The sequence below is a fragment of the uncultured Dialister sp. genome (assembly GCA_900314595.1).
Taxonomy (GTDB): domain Bacteria; phylum Bacillota; class Negativicutes; order Veillonellales; family Dialisteraceae; genus Dialister.
Genome location: OMVW01000010.1, coordinates 18,949 through 39,636 on the forward strand (window position 1 = coordinate 18,949; position 20,688 = coordinate 39,636).

General features: G+C 39.1%; 18 protein-coding genes. All 18 read right to left on the bottom strand.

The genetic code is table 11. From position 1 onward, the window contains the following. Positions 1 to 49: 49 nt before the first annotated feature. Positions 50 to 1,057, bottom strand: coding sequence for an ATP-grasp fold amidoligase family protein (locus tag QZN42_RS04735; RefSeq protein ID WP_296954751.1), 1,008 nt, complete (start codon positions 1,055 to 1,057; stop codon positions 50 to 52). 280 nt (positions 1,058 to 1,337) lie between these two features. Continuing rightward, complete coding sequence (locus tag QZN42_RS04740) at positions 1,338 to 2,300, bottom strand: acyltransferase family protein (protein WP_296954753.1); 963 nt, start codon at positions 2,298 to 2,300, stop codon at positions 1,338 to 1,340. Between the two features lie 155 nt (positions 2,301 to 2,455). After that, entirely contained in the window at positions 2,456 to 3,331 is an 876-nt protein-coding gene (gene galU, locus QZN42_RS04745) for a UTP--glucose-1-phosphate uridylyltransferase GalU (RefSeq protein WP_296954754.1), read from the bottom strand. A 51-nt stretch (positions 3,332 to 3,382) separates the two neighbouring features. After that, positions 3,383 to 4,633: a flippase gene (locus QZN42_RS04750; protein WP_296954755.1), complete on the bottom strand. Its 1,251-nt coding sequence runs from the start codon at positions 4,631 to 4,633 to the stop codon at positions 3,383 to 3,385. A gap of 68 nt (positions 4,634 to 4,701) precedes the next feature. Further along, positions 4,702 to 5,691: a glycosyltransferase family 2 protein gene (locus tag QZN42_RS04755; protein ID WP_296954757.1), complete on the bottom strand. Its 990-nt coding sequence runs from the start codon at positions 5,689 to 5,691 to the stop codon at positions 4,702 to 4,704. A 48-nt stretch (positions 5,692 to 5,739) separates the two neighbouring features. Then, positions 5,740 to 6,909 carry a glycosyltransferase family 4 protein gene (locus QZN42_RS04760; protein ID WP_296954758.1) on the bottom strand — a complete coding sequence of 390 codons (1,170 nt, stop codon included), beginning with the start codon at positions 6,907 to 6,909 and terminating at the stop codon, positions 5,740 to 5,742. Between the two features lie 41 nt (positions 6,910 to 6,950). Then, entirely contained in the window at positions 6,951 to 7,559 is a 609-nt protein-coding gene (locus QZN42_RS04765; protein WP_296954760.1) for a hypothetical protein, read from the bottom strand. 64 nt (positions 7,560 to 7,623) lie between these two features. After that, on the bottom strand, positions 7,624 to 8,844 hold the full coding sequence (locus QZN42_RS04770; protein WP_296954762.1) for a nucleotide sugar dehydrogenase: 1,221 nt from the start codon (positions 8,842 to 8,844) through the stop codon (positions 7,624 to 7,626). Positions 8,845 to 8,881: 37 nt separating this feature from the next. Continuing rightward, complete coding sequence (rfbB, locus tag QZN42_RS04775) at positions 8,882 to 9,910, bottom strand: dTDP-glucose 4,6-dehydratase (RefSeq protein WP_296954763.1); 1,029 nt, start codon at positions 9,908 to 9,910, stop codon at positions 8,882 to 8,884. A 14-nt stretch (positions 9,911 to 9,924) separates the two neighbouring features. Beyond that, entirely contained in the window at positions 9,925 to 10,809 is an 885-nt protein-coding gene (gene rfbA / locus QZN42_RS04780) for a glucose-1-phosphate thymidylyltransferase RfbA (protein WP_296954765.1), read from the bottom strand. 10 nt (positions 10,810 to 10,819) lie between these two features. Next, the gene (locus QZN42_RS04785; RefSeq protein ID WP_296954766.1) at positions 10,820 to 12,145 is read right to left on the bottom strand and encodes a glycoside hydrolase family 99-like domain-containing protein; all 1,326 of its coding nucleotides are present in this window, start codon (positions 12,143 to 12,145) and stop codon (positions 10,820 to 10,822) included. Positions 12,146 to 12,253: 108 nt separating this feature from the next. Continuing rightward, a complete protein-coding gene (locus QZN42_RS04790) occupies positions 12,254 to 13,324 on the bottom strand; it encodes a polysaccharide pyruvyl transferase family protein (protein ID WP_296954768.1) in 1,071 nt (356 codons plus the stop codon). Then, positions 13,314 to 14,528, bottom strand: a complete 1,215-nt coding sequence (locus tag QZN42_RS04795) for a Coenzyme F420 hydrogenase/dehydrogenase, beta subunit C-terminal domain (RefSeq protein ID WP_296954769.1) — start codon at positions 14,526 to 14,528, stop codon at positions 13,314 to 13,316. Before QZN42_RS04795 ends, QZN42_RS04790 begins: the two co-directional genes overlap by 11 nt. A gap of 38 nt (positions 14,529 to 14,566) precedes the next feature. Next, positions 14,567 to 15,694 (bottom strand): non-hydrolyzing UDP-N-acetylglucosamine 2-epimerase, encoded by a 1,128-nt coding sequence (gene wecB, locus QZN42_RS04800; RefSeq protein WP_296954770.1) that lies wholly within the window; start codon positions 15,692 to 15,694, stop codon positions 14,567 to 14,569. 76 nt (positions 15,695 to 15,770) lie between these two features. Then, the gene (locus QZN42_RS04805; protein ID WP_296954771.1) at positions 15,771 to 16,832 is read right to left on the bottom strand and encodes a hypothetical protein; all 1,062 of its coding nucleotides are present in this window, start codon (positions 16,830 to 16,832) and stop codon (positions 15,771 to 15,773) included. 29 nt (positions 16,833 to 16,861) lie between these two features. Next, on the bottom strand, positions 16,862 to 17,626 hold the full coding sequence (locus tag QZN42_RS04810) for a DUF4422 domain-containing protein (RefSeq protein ID WP_296954773.1): 765 nt from the start codon (positions 17,624 to 17,626) through the stop codon (positions 16,862 to 16,864). A 22-nt stretch (positions 17,627 to 17,648) separates the two neighbouring features. Continuing rightward, a complete protein-coding gene (locus QZN42_RS04815) occupies positions 17,649 to 18,671 on the bottom strand; it encodes an acyltransferase (RefSeq protein WP_296954774.1) in 1,023 nt (340 codons plus the stop codon). Between the two features lie 107 nt (positions 18,672 to 18,778). Beyond that, entirely contained in the window at positions 18,779 to 20,224 is a 1,446-nt protein-coding gene (gene wbaP / locus QZN42_RS04820) for an undecaprenyl-phosphate galactose phosphotransferase WbaP (RefSeq protein WP_296954776.1), read from the bottom strand. Positions 20,225 to 20,688: the final 464 nt, after the last annotated feature.

Genomic DNA, 20,688 nt, shown 5'->3' on the forward strand with positions numbered 1-20,688 from the left:
CTTTCTCATACTTCATAGTAATTTCTCGATTCAAAGTTTAATGAAAATTTTACCTTTCAGGATATTGTAGAAAATATTTTTCTGGAAGATGGATTAGATTCCCCCATTCGTAATCAGTTTCAGGTGGTGTAAAGCCCGGATGCAGGCCATTAGCAGGCGTAAAAGTCATTTCTCCGAAAAGGGTTTTCCCACTAATAGAATAGAGATCTACACGAACATAATCAAAACCTTCGCTCAGTCTTCTTGCAACGTCAAGCATTTCCTGCCAATTATCCGGACACTGTGGAGAATGGCTTGCATCATAAGAAGGGTAAACTCCTTCTGAAAATGGCAGTTGCTTCCATTCCAAATCAAAAAATGATTCATAAGCTGTATGCTTTTCCAAATTCCGGTCACCAATAAGTTGCAAAAATACAGGTTCCCCATCAAAGCAATGTATTTTATAATCGTAAAGATTACCATCCATCTGCTTTATGAACTTTTCTGCAATAATTTTACGAGGAATATCTCGATACTGCATTTCGAAATTTTCAAAGCAGAATGCAAAGTTCAGTTTCATCCAAAAATCAAACTTGGCTTTGGCAGCTTTAACATCAAAATTTTTTTTATCGGAAACCACAAAATTCATTCCACTGCCATGATTTGTCTTAAGTGCAAACTGATCTGGCAACTTGGAAAAATCAATATCATCAAAACTATCCCATGCACCAAGAAGAGGCACAAGTATATCTTTTCTCCCCGTGCGTTCTTCTACGAAACTGCGAACCAGATATTTATCTGAAAGTTTTGTTTTCAGCGGTGTCGCATCATAAATCTTTAACCACTGTATTTTCTCATCAAATGACTTCGGATTCTGTAAGTTTAAGTCTCTTCCAATCACCTTTTTGAATGTTCGCTTGAGATTCTTCTCAATCTCCGGTAAAGTCATCCTGCTGCAAACTTCTTGTCTCTTTAATAAATATGTTTGACTATCCCCGGTTAGCTTTGATTTTATATGTTCGGCGACAACGCTAAATCCAAATTCTTCCCATTCATCCTTCAGGTTTCCTAAACGCATATGTTAAAACCTCCATTATTAAAAACTTTGTTTCAGACAAACAGCAATCTATCCATATTTCACCCTGTCTTGTAAAATGCACTCCACGTTTATCAGGAGATAATATTTTGTAAATTAATAATTATTCTACTTAAGCACTGTTTTTGAAATTTAGTAAGAGCATATGCCAGCAATAAGCTTCCTATTACCCCGCAGAAAAAGGCGACAAGATTAATTTGAGGAGTATATCCACCCCATGCACTAGCTTTAAAAGCCTTGATATTAAAATTAGAGTAAATATTTACTCCCCTGATAAAATTCGATAGTATATGTAAAACTTCGGAATATTCATGAAAAACGTATGCGTTGCCATGACAGTATAAGTATTTTCAGCTAAAAAATTGATTTCTTTTCTTTCACCAATTTTAGAAGAAAGAAAAAATGATACTTCATACCAAAATAAGATTCCTGTCATTGATGTTATAACCGGCAATATCCAAGAATGAAAATTATTCATTCCCACTGTTGCAGGAAAATTAATATTATAAAAGCATCCTAAAGTTACATTGATACCCACACAAACCAGGCACACTATTAATCTATTAAATCTTTGAATATATGTTTCCAAGTATCGATGGAAATAATAGCCCAAATGAAAGAATTGTAAATAAAATATAGTCCTTAAAGCTGCCAAATAATAAATGTTTCTTTTGTGGTAACCATGCATGCATAAATAAACTGCCAAACAGCCACCTATCACTACGAGAACTAAAAATAAAGTGTTTACGACTAAGTCATTGTATCCAGATTTAGAAGTCGGTAAAATCGAACGCCCAAAATAATGGACCATTTTGAAAACTATATTATAACTAATAGATACCCAGAACAGCATTACCACAAACCACAATGCGCCAGTAATAGAACAGGTCGAATCAACAAGCATTGCATAAATTACCCGATCATGCGACATGGGCTTATACCAATCAACAATGCCAGCTGCTAAAAGAGCATAGCTGACTAATTCACCTATAAATACCCATCCAGCATATGGCACTATAAGCCGTTTTGCTTTATGTATAATATTTGAAATAAATGGCATCGAGTGATAAAAATAACCAGATATAAAAACAAAAAGAGGCATATAAAAAGAATTATAGGGAAATATATTATTTAACATCCCCAACCGATAGCCGGTATGATTATCCACAACCATTAAAATAGCAATGGCCTGCATGTATTGGAATATCTGGTTTCTTTTTGCCATAGGGCTCACATCTTAACAATAAAACAAAAGTGAATTGACGAAATTATTTTTAAATTAAACACTAAAGCGGCTTAATAAAAAATTAATGTGATAATGATAAGCTTTATAAATCCGCCTATCAACCCAGGATTCATAATTTATAAAACAATTAAGGATTAACTATTTATAACTCCCTGTAAGTACAATTTGAATGCTTTCCTAAGATCCTCCCTACGTAATGCAAATTCTACAGTAGCTTTCAAAAATCCCAGTTTATCTCCAGTATCATATCTTTTACCAATAAAATTATAAGCAAAGACTTTTTCCGTATGAGCCATGGCACGAAGTGCATCAGTCAGCTGAATTTCTCCACCTTTTCCAGGGTTCGTCTGATCTAGTACGTCAAACACATCTGGTGTAATGACGTAGCGGCCGAGGGCAGCAAAATTGCTTGGTGCTTCTTCTATTGACGGTTTTTCAATCATATCCTTCACTTTGACCAGATTCGGATCATCTGTAGGAATTCCATCAATAATTCCATAAGCGGAAACCTGTTCCCGTTTAACCGTCTGGCAGCCAATGACTGTACATCCAGTCTTATAATACTGATCCATCAGTTGTTTCAGAGCCGGTTCGCCATTTCCTGTATAAACAATATCATCACCCAGAATGACCCCAAATGGTTCTCCATCCACAAATTCCCGAGCGAGGCGAATCGCATCCCCCAGGCCATTCATATGCTTCTGACGCACGTAGAATACATTAATGGAAGAAATCTTCCGGATTTCCTTCAGCACCGCCATCTTGTTATGTTCATACAGATGCTGCTCCAGTTCCGGAGAAGAATCGAAATGGTCCTCGATGGCCCGCTTCGCATGACCGCTAATGATCAGGATTTCATTGATCCCGCTTTCAATGATTTCTTCCACAATATACTGAATCGTCGGTTTATCTACGATAGGCAGCATTTCCTTTGGCATAGCTTTTGTTGCTGGTAAAAAACGAGTGCCAAATCCGGCCGCCGGAATCACTGCCTTTCTAACTTTCTGCATAGTAAATTACCTCAAATGAGCGCATTAAGATGTAACTTTTTCAGAGTAAAATTAAATCAAAATATGTTTTTTATGTAATACCCAGGCCATTGCTAAAGTCACAAAAGATTCAGTACACATCATAGAAATACAAACCCCAGCTCCATTTGCCAAATATATCAATGGAAAAACGATAATAGTATTCAATACTGCAGAACTGATAATTATTCGGCTAAATTCTTTATTCATACCATATGGCAACATAGTTTGAACGCCAAAGATTTGACTCAACGATACAACAAATGGAATCATAGCCAATAAACGAAGCATTATAATAGAATCTTCATATCGTGTCCCCAATAACAACTGGATAATCGGCCCAGCAAAAATGAGTAAAATGAGTGAAATAATTAAATTCCCACCACAATATAACTTCATTACCCTTCTAATAAAACTAAGTGCCTGATTTTTATCTTTTTCAATCATCTTACTGATATGCGGGTATATAGCTTCTGTTACAGGTGCTAATCCACGCCTTACCACAGTAATAATCTTTTTTGCACTACTAAAATATCCAACTATTGTGTTATTGGTGAGCATACCAAGAAATACAACGTTACTTCCCGTATAAAGATTGATTGCAATATTTGAGGCAAAAATATCCCACCCATCATGCAAAGCTTGTTTTACACCTTCCCATTTTGGAAGGCGGCAAACATCAGGGAATCGTTTCCATAAGAGTATCCATGAAATAAAACCTGCAATAAGAGATGGAATCGACTGTAGCAAAGCTGCCCAAAGGTAATCATCCTCAGATTTCACAATAATAAATATTCCTAAAGCCGTAACAATTCGGGCAATTGCATTGACCAGAGTAATATACTTCATCTGCTGAATTCCCTGAAAAAACCAGACCGGTGATATAACGCTTCCCACTACACCAATATATACAACTAAAAACAGTTCAGGCTCATATGTTGTGTAAGTTCCTGCATACCACAGTAAACATGCAAGAGGAATAACGCTGATCAAGAGCAGCAATATCTTAGCACCAAAGATAGAAGAGAATACACGTCCTCTATCACCCACTTGATCATGCTTGGCAATATCGCGAGGTCCAGTCATATTAAAACCATAATCGGTAAAAAGGTTAAAATATGTAATAATACTTTGGGCAAAAGCAATACTGCCAAACAAACTAATCCCTATCGTTCGAACCAGGTATGGAAAAGTCAAAAATGACACTACATATTCAAAACCTCTAATTGCAAATAAAGAAAAAATATTTTCAATTAAAAGTTTATAATTCTTTATTTTACTCATTTCCACTCCATGAATATAGGAATCAAAATATTTAATTCAAAAAATTTATTATTGGCTATAAATCAAACTTACTTTCTCCTTAGAGAATAAACCAGTCTGAAAATGCATAATCCGAAAGAGTAATTTTTTTGAATCAACCCTAATTTACCTAAATTTATTCTTGAAACATAATTTTTAAATTTTTCTCTGAATGGAGTATCGAAATCTTTTAAAAGTTTATCTTTATCTGAATTACGTATAACAATATATGCTCTGAATAAAAAGTTATACATATTTGATAACTGATTGAAAAGATATTTACTATTAGGTGAGGTAAAATCATTACCATAAATTTCATTATAAAGGGAAAATAGTTTATCTATAACATGCATCAGATCCTCTATATGTTTATACAATCCTTCCGGACTTACACTTTGTCCATCCACTCCTAATCGATGCTGGTAAATTGCTCCCGGGAGAAAAGCCAAAGTTTTACAATTCAACATTGCATAAAAAATTAACTCATTGTCTACATAGAAACAATGCTCACTGATATTTATTCCCGACTTTTTTAATAATTCAACTCGCACAGTCATTGTATGCATGGGATAGGACGGAACTTTAGTGTTTACTAAATCCTTTAACTGGTATAATGTACGTTCTTTGAGATTTCCATACACATGAACCAGGTGTATCGAACCTCCATATACTTTATTGTAATTATTAATAACCACATCAGGGTTTTGATTTTTTAAAAAGGTAATCAATTCATCAAAAGCACGTACGTCAACCCAATCGTCTCCATCTACGATTTTAAAATATTTGCCGCGTGCAGCTTTAAATCCTGTATTGATTGTTGAACCATGTCCACCATTTTCTTTTGCAATTAATCTGATTGTTTCCGGATACCTTTTCTCATACCTGCGAACGATTTCTGCCGTATGATCCTTGGATCCATCATCAACAACAATAACCTCAAAATCATCCAGAAAATTGGATTTTATAAACGAATCCAAACATTGTTCAATTACATCTTCAACATTATAAGCAGCAACTGAAACAGTTAATATTTTACTCATAAAACGCTCCATTTCCTCAATAAAAATATAGTAACAAACTTTTAAATACTACTTGTCAGAAAGGATTTCCCGATAGAACGAGTAAACATTACGAATATTGGATTCATTAGAAAAAAATTGGACTGCCTGTTTTTGCGCAATCTCTGCCATTTTCTGATATGCATTTTTATCCAAGTCAGCTGCTTGAATCATTGCTTTCGCCAGACTCTCTGCTTTTCCCATATAGGGAAATCCTCCCGTAATATCCAGAATTTCCTTTGTCCCACCTGTATTATGACCAATAACAAGACAGCCGGAAATAGCCGCTTCTGCAGTCATACGGCCAAACCCCTCAAAGCGCGAAGCCACAATCAAGGCTCTTGCTTTTCTCATAAATGGCCTTACATCTTTTTGAAATCCTATAAAATCTACAGCTTTTAAACATCCATAACGGTCCGCATCATCTTTTAATTCCTGTATATATTGGGGATCACCAAACCCCGCAATGACTAACCGGTAGTTGGGGTGTTTTTTATAAAATATGGCAAAGGCTTTTACTACTTCTTTATGCCCCTTCTCAGGCGAAATTCGACTGCAGCACAGGAAATAATTTTCTTTATTCAAATCCAGATATGAATCTGTTACGGATAAACATCCATTGTAAATACATCTGGCAGAAAAATCATTTCCCAGATGGAAATACCTGAGGATGTCTCTGGTAATAGCAATTACATAACTATCATGGAGTTTATTTATAAAGCCTTCATAGCTTGGCTCTATTTTCCAGTAAAAATCTTTTGTTTGATATTCTCTCAAATGCCAAATATGGGGAATTCCCAATTTTTTTGCGACTCTATAACCAGCCTGCAGCACGCCGACATTTGTATGGATAATGTCTGGCTTAACCTCGGCAACTATATCTTCCATATCCTTTAATTCCTTATAGGAAGAGTAGGATTTTGAAATCGGATTCTTCTTAAGGATATACTTGACTATCTTTTTAAGTTTTCTAAGCCCATGATAACATGATACATCATCATGCACATAGGAAGTAATGTGAGCATAATAATATTTTTCGATTGCTTCTCCGGCAGATTCTTTAAAACTCACATCAACTAATTTATTTGGTGATGCTATGTAACATTTGACCCCTTTTTCATGAAGCCCTTTAACCAAGTTGATGAAGGAAATATTTCCCCCTCCCATAATGGTTGTATTAAGAACAAAAAGCACTTTCATAATTTCCCCTGATTTGTATTTCCGATATATTTATGAATTACTCATACGGAAATCCATTTACTTTGTAATTCATTCCATCGTTTAATTACTCTTGCCGGGCTTCCCACAGCAATACTGTTTGGAGGAATATCGTGGGTAACGGTACTATGGGTACCAATTATAGTTCCTTCGCCTATAGTTACACCCGGTAAGATTGTAACAAATTCCCCAATCCAGACTCTGTCCCCAATTTTAATAGGCTTCCCTTCTAAAAGACACCGCTTCAATGGCGGTTGAAATGGACTGCTCTGGTTTACTCCTGAATAATTCCCATGGTTATGATCTGTAATGTAAATTTTACTTCCCATAAGGACATCATTGCCTATATCTATCCGAGTTATGCACCCAATATGGACAAATTCCCCTATGCTCACCCGATCACCGATAATAATTTCAGGTTTGAAATGCTGAAGCTGTGTTCCTTTATAAGTATCATAAGCTTGAAGCCAAAGATGCGTTGAAAATCCGCACTGTTTCCCTATATGAATATATTTTTCACCCCCTGTCCTTGCGTTAAGAGGAAGAGCAACACGTGTATGAAAATGATAATAACCATGCAGGTATAGAGGTATCATCCTGCATATATGAACAAAGCGACTTATGATACACATGCTTTATATCCTCAAACCCGATCAGTCAATTACAATTTACAAAACAGCTGAATTTTTTTAACCGTCAATCCCTTTCAAACAGGTCTCTGGTGTAAACCTTATTTTTCACATCATCTAAACAATGATTATACCGATTCGCTATAATTGCACAGCTTTCTTTTTTGAATTTTGCCAGATTATTGACTATGGCACTTCCGAAGAAGATGGATCCGTCTTCCAGGGTCGGTTCGTAGATGATGACTTTCACGCCTTCTGCCTTGATGCGCTTCATCACTCCCTGGATGGAGCTCTGGCGGAAGTTGTCGGAGTTGGACTTCATGGTGAGGCGGAAGACGCCAATCGTTGCATCGGGATCGGAAACGCCTTTTTTCGGGTCAAAACCGGCCAGCTTCAGCACCTGATCGGCGATGAAATCTTTTCTGGTGCGGTTGGAGTCGACTATGGCTTTCACCAGATTTTCAGGAACGTCCGCATAGTTGGCCAGGAGCTGCTTCGTATCCTTGGGCAGGCAGTAGCCGCCGTAGCCGAAGGAGGGGTTATTGTAGAAGAGGCCGATTCTCGGGTCCAGGCAGACGCCTTCGATGATCCGCTGGGTATCGAGGCCTTTGACTTCTGCATAGGTATCCAGTTCATTGAAATAGGAAACACGCATGGCCAGGTACGTATTGGCGAAAAGTTTCACCGCTTCTGCTTCGGTGAAACCCATGATGCGGGTAGGAATGTCAGCTTTGATGGCTCCTTCCTGGAGAAGAGCTGCAAAGGTATGAGCCGCTTTTACCAGTCGTTCATCGGAAAGGTCCGTGCCCACGATGATCCGGCTGGGGTAGAGATTATCATAGAGGGCCTTGGATTCCCTGAGAAATTCCGGGCTGAAGATGATATTTTTCGTGCCCATCTTTTCACGGATCGCCTTCGTATAGCCTACGGGGATGGTAGACTTGATGACCATAATGGCATCCGGATTATATTTCATCACCAGTTTGATGACTGCTTCCACGGAAGAGGTATCGAAGAAATTCTTCTCACTGTCATAGTTGGTGGGGGTCGCGATGATGACCATTTCCGCCTGGGTATAGGCTGCTTCCGCATCGAGGGTAGCGGTGAGGTCCAGTTTCTTTTCTGCCAGGTATTTTTCGATATAGTCGTCCTGGATAGGTGACTTCTTTTCGTTGATGAGTTTGACTTTCTCCGGGATAATATCCACAGCCATCACATGATTGTGCTGGGATAGAAGGGTGGCCAGGGAAAGGCCTACGTAACCGGTGCCTGCAATTGCTATATTCATTAACGTTCTCCAATAATTTAAAATAATTTCTTAAAGATTAAAACTTTTTAGCATACATTTTTTCATAGTAATGAAGATATTCTCCAGAAACGATTGGTTTCCACCAGTCTTCATTTTCCAGGTACCAGTGAATGGTCTTCACGATACCATCGGCAAATTTTGTCTCCGGCAGCCAACCTAGTTCGGCGTGAATTTTTGCAGGATCGATAGCATAGCGGCGATCATGGCCTTTCCGGTCTGTCACATAATGAATCAGACTTTCCGTCTTGTCCAGTTCCTTGCAAATGAGCCGTACGATATCAATATTCGCCATTTCATTATGGCCGCCGATATTGTACACTTCCCCTACTCTGCCATGTTCCAGAATGAGATCGATGGCTTTGCAGTGATCTTCCACGTACAGCCAGTCGCGGACGTTCTTTCCATCTCCATAGACGGGAAGCGGTTTGTCATTGAGTGCATTATTGATCATCAGGGGAATCAACTTCTCCGGAAACTGATAGGGGCCATAGTTGTTCGAGCAGCGGGAAATGGTCACCGGCAGGCCATAAGTCCGATGATAAGCCATTACGAGAAGATCGGCTCCTGCTTTCGAAGAGGAATACGGGCTGGATGTGTGAAGAGGCGTCTTTTCCGTAAAGAAAAGGTCCGGGCGGTCCAGGGGCAGATCACCATAGACTTCATCCGTAGATACCTGGTGATATCTTTCGATACCATACTTCCGGCAGGCATCCATGAGGACAGATGTGCCGATGATGTTCGTCTCCAGGAAAATGGTGGGATTTTCGATGGACCGGTCCACATGGGATTCGGCGGCAAAGTTTACAACAACGTCAGGATGCTCTTCTTCGAAGAGTCCATATACTGCATTCCGATCACAGATGTCCATTTTCACGAAACGGAAATTGGGCTTATCCATGACAGGAGCCAGGGTGGAAAGGTTTCCTGCGTAAGTCAGCTTGTCCAGGCAAATCAACCGATAGTCCGGATGAGCTTCCAGCATATGGAATATAAAGTTCGATCCGATAAACCCGGCACCACCGGTTATAATCATAGTCTTCGTCATAATACCCTCTTAGTTTAAATATTCGTTCTTACTTTTCCTTCAGCTACCGATTTCAGATATTGACCGTAGTGAGTCTTTCCGTATTTTGCTGCATTTTCAAGCAGCTGCTCTCTGGAAATCCACCCATTGACGTAAGCGATTTCTTCCAGCATGGCAATGGGAATACCGGCACGATTTTCTACAGCTTTTACAAAAACTGTCGCATCATAGAGAGAATCGACTGTCCCCGTATCAAGCCAGGCGAAACCGCGGCTGAGCGTTTCCACATGGAGCTGGTCCTTTTCCAGGTAAATCTTGTTAAGATCCGTAATTTCCAGTTCTCCCCGAGCCGATGGTTTTATAGTCTTTGCATATTCACAGACATGATTGTCATAGAAGTACAGGCCAGTCACCGCATAATTGCTCTTCGGGTGTTCCGGTTTTTCTTCGATAGAGACGGCTTTGCCTTCTTTGTCAAATTCAATCACTCCGAACCTCTCGGGATCGTCCACATAGTACCCAAAGACGGTAGCTCCCGATGTCTGGGACGCTGCATGGCGGAGCATTTTCGTCATACCGGCTCCGTAGAAAATATTATCTCCCAGAATCATGGCACAGGAGTCGCCGCCGATGAATTCTTCTCCCAGGATGAAGGCCTGGGCCAGACCGTCCGGAGATGGCTGCACTTTATACTGCAGATTCAATCCATAATGGGAGCCGTCACCCAGAAGGCGCTGGAAATTCGGCAAATCCTGAGGCGTGGAAATGATGAGGATATCCCGGATGCCTGCCAGCATGAGGGTGGACAGGGGATAATAAATCATGGGCTTATCATAAATGGGAAGCAGCTGCTTCGAAGTGACGAGAGTCAGCGGATAGAGACGGGTCCCGCTGCCACCGGCTAAAACGATACCTTTCATAATACACTCCTTAATTTCTGGATTTCATAATAGCTTCTTTAATTGCTTCAAGATAGCTATACTTCCATTTTAAGTCCGGTTCCAAATATGCCCCTTCCGCCCATTCATTCCAAGCATTCAAAAAAATGAAATTGTCATCTAAATCTGTTCTACTATTCATTTCCTTAACCAGATCAATTAACCATGACTCAAATAAGTCTGGCGTTGATCCGTCAAGTATGGTTCCGGTATTTTTCTTTCTTGCTGTATTATCCCACATAGGACATGCGGCACGATACATTCTGCTTGTATTGTGTTTAAAGTATTTCTTATTAACCACAAAATCTTTATAGTCAAGAATTTTTCCATAGAATTCATCACAAACAAATTGTTTGGTCTCATTAATTTGCTTCATATCTTTCAGCTGAGGACCAGGGGCAAACTCACTAACAGCATCAAATCCTAATGATAAATAATCTTTCTCATAATCATCATGATCTGTTAATGAACACATAACATATAAATCTCTTCCAATTTCCTTTTTCACCCATTCCTTCCAATAAGTAATAACTTCTTTTGGAGATGGAACATTGGATGGCTTATGAATGAGAAGCACAGGATTTCCATTTATTGTAATATAATTTTCCTTTAAAAATAAGTTAGTACAAGAACGAATAAATTCTTTATAACTTTCTATTGTAGGGCTTTGTTTAATGAGCGGAACATCGGAATTACCATTCCATTGTTTAGTCCAGTTTGCATTCACCCAGCTAATCATAAATGGAAAATCAATGGATGAATCATTTACGAAGTTATCAAATGGTAAATCCAGTAGTCTTTCACCATCAAACCAATAATAATAGAAACAGAACCCATAAACTCCATGAATTCTAGCCAATTCAATTTGACGATAAATATTATCCTGTACCCTTAAATCATAAAACCCTAATTCTCCCGGGAGTCTTGGTTGATATTGCCCAACATACTGGGCAGCAGCTTTAGAAACATTAGTCCATTCAGTAGTACCTTTCCCCCACCATTTTTCATTATGCTTATCCGGGTAGTACTGTGGGAGGTAAAAAGCTATGAATTTGGGGTCATCTTTCTTTAAGTCAAAATATGGACCCTGTGGAAAATCAATAGAAAAAGAATTACTATAATCCTGAATTGCCAATACCTGTTTCGCATAGGCAACTGTTGAATTCAAGTTCATCTCACCTTTGCTGGTACCTCGCACTAAGCCTTTAATTTTATAAAAACCATTCTCCTTTATAGAATCAGGCAGTGGGCTTTCCCACCAAAGTCTCTTCATTAATGAAAAACAGCGTTTCGAGAATTTTTCATTATTTCGATTCATACATGTACTCCAAAAACATATCTATAACTTAATAAAGATGAAATTAATAAATTTAATTCTGGAAATAAAATTTTGAAAATATTGAAACATTACAAATTATTTCTTATCTTATTTATAATCTAGGACACTTTGGAGGTAATTCTTTGAACTATTAATATAATTTAAAAGATTTTCATCCACATGATTCCAATCAATCTTCTTTTCAAGTATGTCTTCATAAAGCATATCATCCATAGCGCGCTCCTTTAATCCGGCCTCTTCCAGCAGGCTCAAGATTCTTTCGCCATTAGGCTTAGGAACAACACTTACAAAGTTCTTATGCATAATCAGACTAAAAGCCGTAGCATGAAATGAGCCACACACCACAGCTTTTGAATAGTAAATAATAGAAAGAAAATCTTCTGGTCCCATATCTCTAACCATTTGATCGCATTCGCAACGCTTGGTGAACCCACCACATAAAACAACTCTCAAACCTTTATTCTTGTAATACTTTACCAGTTCCGAAATTAGCCGGCTTTTGAGTGGGGGTATGTATATCATTACATAGTCTTTATCCATCCAAGGTTGTTTCTTTATAAAGGGCATGTAATCTTCTTTATTAAGTAGAAACACAGGATCGCATACCCACTCAACTTTTCGATTTAACTCTTTGCTCAATATCCCTGCTGTAGATTTCTCTCTAACTGCGATATGCCGAAAGGCTGGAAGCTCCCTCTTCAGGATAGTCATATTTTCGTTATCAATAACTTTCTTCCCAACAGAGGTAGAATAGGAGATTTTCTCTCCATCTTCTACAAAATGAAGATAGAATGCCATATCATGGCCACATTTATAATCGGTATTCCAAAGCTGATCACTGCCCGCTATAAATACATCTCCTTTAAAATGCGCCTTTTCCAAATCGCTCTCGCTCTTCACTTTTTCAGTTAAATCCATATGACTTTCAATAAAATTGTTGAATTTATAATCTCTGTTGCGAAAATCCTTTCCAAAAAGGATTTTCTTTCCTATAAGCTTCAACCAGGATCCTTCAGTATAAAAATAGTTTGGACGATAATCAATAATCTGTACATTATTATCCTTATTATCCTTCTGCAAATATTTCTGCAAAGCATATGCCTGGAATACGGACCCAGGATTATACATGGCATGTATAGTAATGATTTTAATGTCCATTTCTTTTCCTCCAGGTATGTACTCTATAAATCAGACTATCAGGTAATAGTCTCATTAACCAATGTTTTCGAATTATCCATTTATATTTTTGCTGAAATCTATTTTCTAGTTCATCATACCCTTTATCCCGCCAGATAGATAAAATTTTATCTCTATTTGCTGGTCGTGGTGTCGGGCGTCTTAAGCAGCCATTATTACTTACAATGTCATTAATACCTGTGGCCACTATATGAAAATTTTCTCTGATTTTTTCAATCATCAATTTGCCTTTTTCCGTATTGGTAAGTGTTCCTGAAACATAAACTTCCAATGGAAAGTCTCCTTTGTGATATTGCGACCAACCCCAATAATCACAAATGGTTATATCAGAAGTACGCTTTGTTTGTGCAAAAGGACATGTGTAACAACTTTCTCTATAATTCGCGCCCATCTGAAAGAAATAATTATAACTATCTTCTGCCCAGTAACAAATCCGTTTACTAGAACCTTTAAATTCCATCGAAATAAAATAATTCATATTTTCATGAGCATCATGCTTTGCGCGAAACGTATACTGTATAAGATTACCATTCTTTTTCTGCATTGAGACAAGATAATCATCAAAAAAAGTCTGGCTTGGTACACCATGGCATACCAAATCAACAAGATAGAGATTTTTCGTGTCTATTCTTTTCAGGAACCGTTTTAGAGCCGCTACTTCGCAAGGAGTCCCTGAAAAAAGGACCGGAATTCTTTTTAGAAGATTTCTTTTAACTTCGCGATAAATTTGACCCATATCACTCTGGAGATACTTTGATTTCTGCATTGCTGGGATGTCTTCAAGGTTATCCACTATTACATGGCGTACTTTAAAATTTTCATCCATGATGCAGCCAGCAACAACTCCTCCCTGCCGGATCATCTCCTTAGCCAAAGCTATAAATACTCCGCCTGAGGCAGAATGGAACTGATCATCATCATTTTTATTGCGAAGTGCCCATGCTTCAAGAGGACTATGAAATATGGACTGATCTTCTTTATTCAAAATCGGACATATACTGGAACAGGCACCACAGTGAATACATTTTTTCTCATCTATACAAGGGATAGTAAACCCCATGTCATCCTTGCCATAAGAAAGAGCCCCCACAGGACATATGTTGATGCATGCACCACAGCCACAGCAGTTTTGTTTTTCAAAATCATCACATACGGTCTTTTTCATTTAGTACAATCTCTTTTTGCCACAATTAATTAGACATCTTAATATATGCCGAATTCATGCTTGGAATCAATCTTTCCAGTTTCAATAATATCGGCAATTCTTTCACTGGCATGTCCATCACCATAAGGATTGGATGCATGACACATAGCTCTATATGCCGATTGATCTGTAAGCAGTCTAGTAAATTCTTCATATATTTTTTCTTCGCTGGTTCCTACAAGCTTTAAAGTCCCTGCCCGGATACCTTCTGGCCTTTCTGTGGTATCACGCATCACAAGGACTGGTTTACCAAGGGATGGAGCTTCTTCCTGGATACCGCCGGAATCTGTAAGAATCAAGAAACTGTGCCCCATAAAGTTATGGAAATCAAGGACGTCGAGGGGTTCAATCAAATGAATACGATCCTCACCCTGAAATACTTCCGTTGCAATTTCTCGAACAGCAGGATTCATATGAATGGGATAAATTGCTTTAACATCCGGATGTTCATTCAAAACTCTCTTTATTGCCTTGAACATCTGACGCATTGGCTGCCCCAAATTTTCCCGACGATGGGCTGTAATAAGGATCAAACGAGAGTCTTTCGCCCATTCAAGTTCAGGATGAGAATAGGATTCCCTCACCGTTGTTCTTAAGGCATCACAAGCTGTATTTCCTGTAATCCAAATCTTTTTAGGATCTCGCCCCTCTCTGACAAGGTTATCACGAGAGAGCTTAGTCGGAGCAAAATTATATTGACTAATCAGAGATACTGCTTCCCTATTGAATTCTTCCGGATAGGGAGAGTAAATATTGTATGTTCGAAGGCCAGCTTCAACATGCCCCACTGGTATTTGGAGATAATAGCAAGCAAGTGCTGTAACAAAAGTAGTCGAAGTATCCCCATGAACAAGTACCACATCAGGTTTTGCATTTCCCAGAACTACTTTAATTTTATTCAGAATTTCAGTGGTTATATCAAAAAGAGTCTGTCTGGGTTTCATGATAGAAAGATCATAATCCGGGACAACCCCAAAAACCTCCAGCACAGAATCAAGCATCTGACGGTGCTGACCAGTTACACAAACTATGGTCTTAATATTTTCCCTTGCTTTTAACTCATTCACCAAGGGACACATTTTTATTGCTTCAGGCCGAGTTCCAAAGACCAGCATCACAGATTTCATGTATAACCTCTTTTATGATGAAAACAATACTAAAATTCATTTTGGACTTATAATTCAAGATTCTTGCCACTCGATTTTAAAATCTGGCCAAGGCCGATTTAATTTTACCCTGATCATTTAGAACTTTAGCAATTAATCGTTCTGCAATATCATTAAATTGATCTGGGTCATAAGATTGAATAAAAGATTGCAACCTTACTCTAAGGTCGTCATCTTTATCCAGTGCAAACCCCAAATGATACTTTTCAACAACTTCGGCCAAATATGTTCCAGTAGAAACTATCATAGGTTTCTTAAAAATAATAGAATCATAGAGCTTATTTGGCAGAGCACTGGTCACTTCAATTTTATTATTTCCATATACAGCATTGATAATATCTATATTTTTATAAATATCAGGCTTTTGGTCATTGTTAAAAGCTCCGTCAAAAGAAACATTCGAAAAATGTTCTTTTTCACAATATTCTTTTAGATGACATTCAGGATATACTCTACCTATATATTTAAAGTGAAATTTCAAATCATTTTTTAGCTGATTGATTAATCCTCTATTGATATCCTCATACCGAATAACACCGATGAACCCAATGGTAATTTTTTCCTTGCCTTTCAGAGGCTCTGCCTGAAAATCACCACTAAGATTACTTATATTATGATTAATCATTAACTTTGGGCTATCCTCAAGGAAGCGTAAAAATCCTGCTGATGAAATCGTGGAAAATGCAGAATTATTAATGAGTTTCATTACTCTATTTTTATAAAAGGAATATTTCTCGTAAGTATAATCACGAATATCCAGTACAAAATGACCTTTATACTGATTGAGAAGAACGTCGCTCAGTAAAAAGCCAGGCATGGTATTTAATATAATGATTCTGTCATATCTGCCTCTACGGATAATCTCCTTCAGCGTATTGCGATAGTAAAAGAATGCGGGAATTTTTTTATATTTCTTTCCTCCCAAGGTACAGATTCTGTGAATAATAAATTCATTCCCACTTCTCTCTAATGGAGCATTAGAAAAGCGATCCCAAAACACAATATCATAATCATTACCATTTCCCTTAATGGTATCTTCGTACAGCTTGCTATATGGTGTCATCGTTCTGGGATGAAATGCTGCTATCAATACTTTCATTTTTATCACCCTTAAGGCATGTTCTTCAATTAACTATTTTTTGTAAACTTCCTGAGAATAAATGCCCCACCTTTTTTCAGCCAGTTCTGCTTTTCCAGGAAGGAGACGTTCTGTTCTTTATAGGGAATTCCCTGCTTTTCGAGCCAAACGTCGAGGAGAAGTTCACTGACGAACCCATAGACCCTGGATTCATAGACGTCATAGCCTGTGATGTCCAGCCGTTTTTCCAGTTCGAAAAGGATGCGGAACATCCAGGTGCAGTAGTGATCGTAGCGGTCTTTTCTCATGACGAACATATTAAACATGTGGGCCCAGGTGCGGTTCATCACTTTTTTGAAAGCTGCATCGTACTCCGGGTACATTTCATGGATGATCTGCTGCGTCATGTCCAGGCCTTCTCTGTGATGGGCATGGATGTAATGAGAGTAATTGGATTCGATGTAGTATTTCCGTTTATCAGCAACAACTACACTGTATTGAGACAGGATCTTTTCCCATTCCGCGCCGGTCAGGATCTGTTCTTTTTTCTTTTCTACATTCCTGACTTCTTTCCGGGTAAAGTACCGGCGATAATGGCAAAGTCCGATATAATCGGCATCCAGATTCTTCCACGCCCAATAAATGGCCGTGAGCTCACAGAAATGGGGATTCTTAGCAGAAATGTTGTCGCCCGTGTTGTCCGGAGTGTAACCTAAAGGCTGCTTGCCTTCTGCACCAACGTGGATTGGCAAGTATACAGGATCCTCAGGCATCCAATACTTTTTGTGGGCGGCAACCATAATGTTTATATCCAAGTTCATTCTCCTTGTGCAGATATTAAACTTTTTTGCCAAAGCATAAGGTATCCAAAGCCTTATACTTTTGTGAAATATTTATAAATACTGCTGTAGCGACTAAAGCTGTTAATATACAAACAATTAAAATAATGGCAGGGTAATTAAAAAGAGACGTTTTTAGTAAAATCATACGCATACCAGCAAGGAAAAATATATGTGTACAGTAAATCTGCATAGAGTACTTTCCGCAAAAATCCAAGTATAATCTTATTAATCCCTTTGACCTGCTAATTAGAGCCGCAAGATTAGCTACAAAGTATGTACCAGAAACCGATGTGCAAAAGAATAAATAATAAACGTTTTTGCTATGAGGATTACCTGCCAGTTGCCAAAGATATATAAATTCTATTATCAGGAAAACTATAAGGCTTCCCAATAGATGTGTACCATTGCCATTTATTTTATAATGTAAATTTATTGATGCAATGTAGATTCCAATGGCAAAGTAAATCCAAAAAGAAAACATTAACCGACTTATCCATACATTCGGAATATATGGATTCACAATAAATGCCAACAATGATAGACTCAAAAATAATTTAGTATGTAAATATGCAGGAAAATGTAAACTATTATATATGTAATACAATACAAACATAAAGAACATAATATATAAAAACCAGTATTCACTAAATGGTATATACCAGGAGTTCAAGTAATTATGAAATCCTAATTTTCCATTAATACTTCCACTGGCAAATTCCATAGCACAGGCAGTTATACCCCCCCAGAAAAAATAAGGGTATCCCAACCTCCAAGCCTTTTTTTCAAATGCTTTTTTTATCGGTAAATCCCCCCAGTGTCCAACAAATGCACCAGCAACAATAAAAAATAGAGGCATATCAAAGCTATGAATAATATTTCTTATCGTGCTGATAATCTGTGGATAAAGTAGGTAACTACCAGCTTTACTATCTTGGATGCCAATGGTTCCATGCACTATGACTACAAGAATGATGGTTAAACCTTTTAAAATATCTACCCATTCAATTCTTTGTTTCATTAATAAGCTCCCTATGTAACTCTTTCAAAAATAATAAAAGAATTTAACTATACTTCTACACCTTATCACCAGACGGACAGGATAAGTGAAAATCTCCATACCAGCCTTCAATACGCACCTTTTTGCTTCAAAACTGCTCCAAAAGTACGCCAGATTAAAACGATATCCAGCCAGACGGACCAGTTATGAACATACCAGCTATCCATTCTTACTCTTTCCGGATAGTCGATATCGGATCGACCGCTGGTCTGCCACATACCGGTGATCCCGGGTAGCACCATGTAGTATTCTTTGATGTAATCTCCGTATTTCTCTATTTCATCTTTTACAATCGGCCTTGGTCCCACGAGGCTCATTTCGCCTTTGAGGACGTTCATGAGCTGAGGGAGTTCGTCCAGGCTTGTCTTTCTGAGGAATTCTCCGCTCTTTGTGATGCGGGGGTCATTTTTCAGTTTGAATTCGCGGTCCCATTCTTCTTTGGCTTTGGGGTCGGTGGCCAGGAGGTGTTCGAGGACTTCCTGGGAATTGGATACCATGGACCGGAATTTATAGCAGTCGAATTCTTTTCCGTCTTTTCCGATGCGGCGATGTTTGAAGATGACCGGTCCCGGGGAGTCGTGGTAGACCCAGAAGGCGATGGCCAGAAGGATGGGCGAGATGCAGATACCGCCCACTACGGTCAGAACTACGTCGAATATGCGCTTGAATACCTGATTGACCGGTTTGGCCAGGTTATTTTTGATGCGGAGCATCATGATTTTTTCATCGAAGAAGGAGGCTGCTTCCACATTGCTCATGGGGACTCCTACGAGATTCGGGATGACGGATACGTTTTCAGCCACTGTCTGGGCCCGGTAGATGAGGGCGGAGAGGTCCTCCTGGGAGAGGCCGGGGGCTGCGATGAGGATGTCCCGTACTCCTGTATTTCCTACAATTTTTTCCAGATCTTTGAATCCGCCGAGGATGGGGAAGTATTTCACATAGGCTGATTCGGGATGGTCGTTATCTTCGAGGAAACCGATGGGGAAGTAGGCAAGGCCGGGGGTATTCTTCATTTCCCGGATGGCCGCATCCGCCGATTTCCCTGCGCCCACGATGAGGATGGGTACCTGGAGCCACCGGGCGTGGCGGAGGAATTTCCCGATGATGGGCTTTTCTATGACCATGAATCCATAGGCCAATATGGCAAAAAGGCTCACGAAGAGCCGGGAGACCTGGCCGGTCACGTGGGTGAAGAACATGAGGATGATGGCAAAGCATACGCCCCAGAAGCAGGAGTAAAAGAGCCGCGGCAGGAGCTGCACCAGTTCCATATTTCTGGTGTAGAGGCGGTTCGAAAAGATGAAGACCATGAAGACAAAGGGCACGATAAAGTACTGGTAGAGGGGCGGGATTTCAAAGTTTCCGCCCATGAGGAAATTCCGGAGGGCCACCGCCGCCCCGGAGGCCGCCGCCAGTGCCACATAGTCACCGGCCATGAGTATGAGAGCTGAAAAGAGCCGGGCCCCCGAAGTCCAGTGCGGGACAGCTGAAGAGTCAGAAGTTTGAGTCAAGATAAGCACCCTTTAGGTCAAAAAGCAGTCAGGAAATGCTGAAATATATAATATGCCTATAACAAATTCATTATAACATTTTTATAGACGTTTGAGGAGGAAGGATGGGTAAGAAATGTGTAAAATTGTCATTTGGCCGCATCAGAAGCCTGACTATATAAAAATGTATGTCGTTACAGCTAAGTGTAACATTGTCGCATCGTGATTATCGTGACTGACGTGGGTCGTGTAGGTGCGGCGCATAAAAATTATAAAGCGCCGCGAGTATTTATTTTTCATGGGAGTTCCGGAAAGGGGCGCATGGAAGTTCCGAGTTCCGAGTTCCGAGTCCCGCTTCAGCCTTCGGCGGGTCCCATCAGAAGCCTGACCGTATAAAAATTTATGTCGTTGCAGCTAAGTGTAACATTGTCGCATCGTGATTATCGTGACTGGCGTGACTATCGTGTAGGTGCGGCGCATAAAAT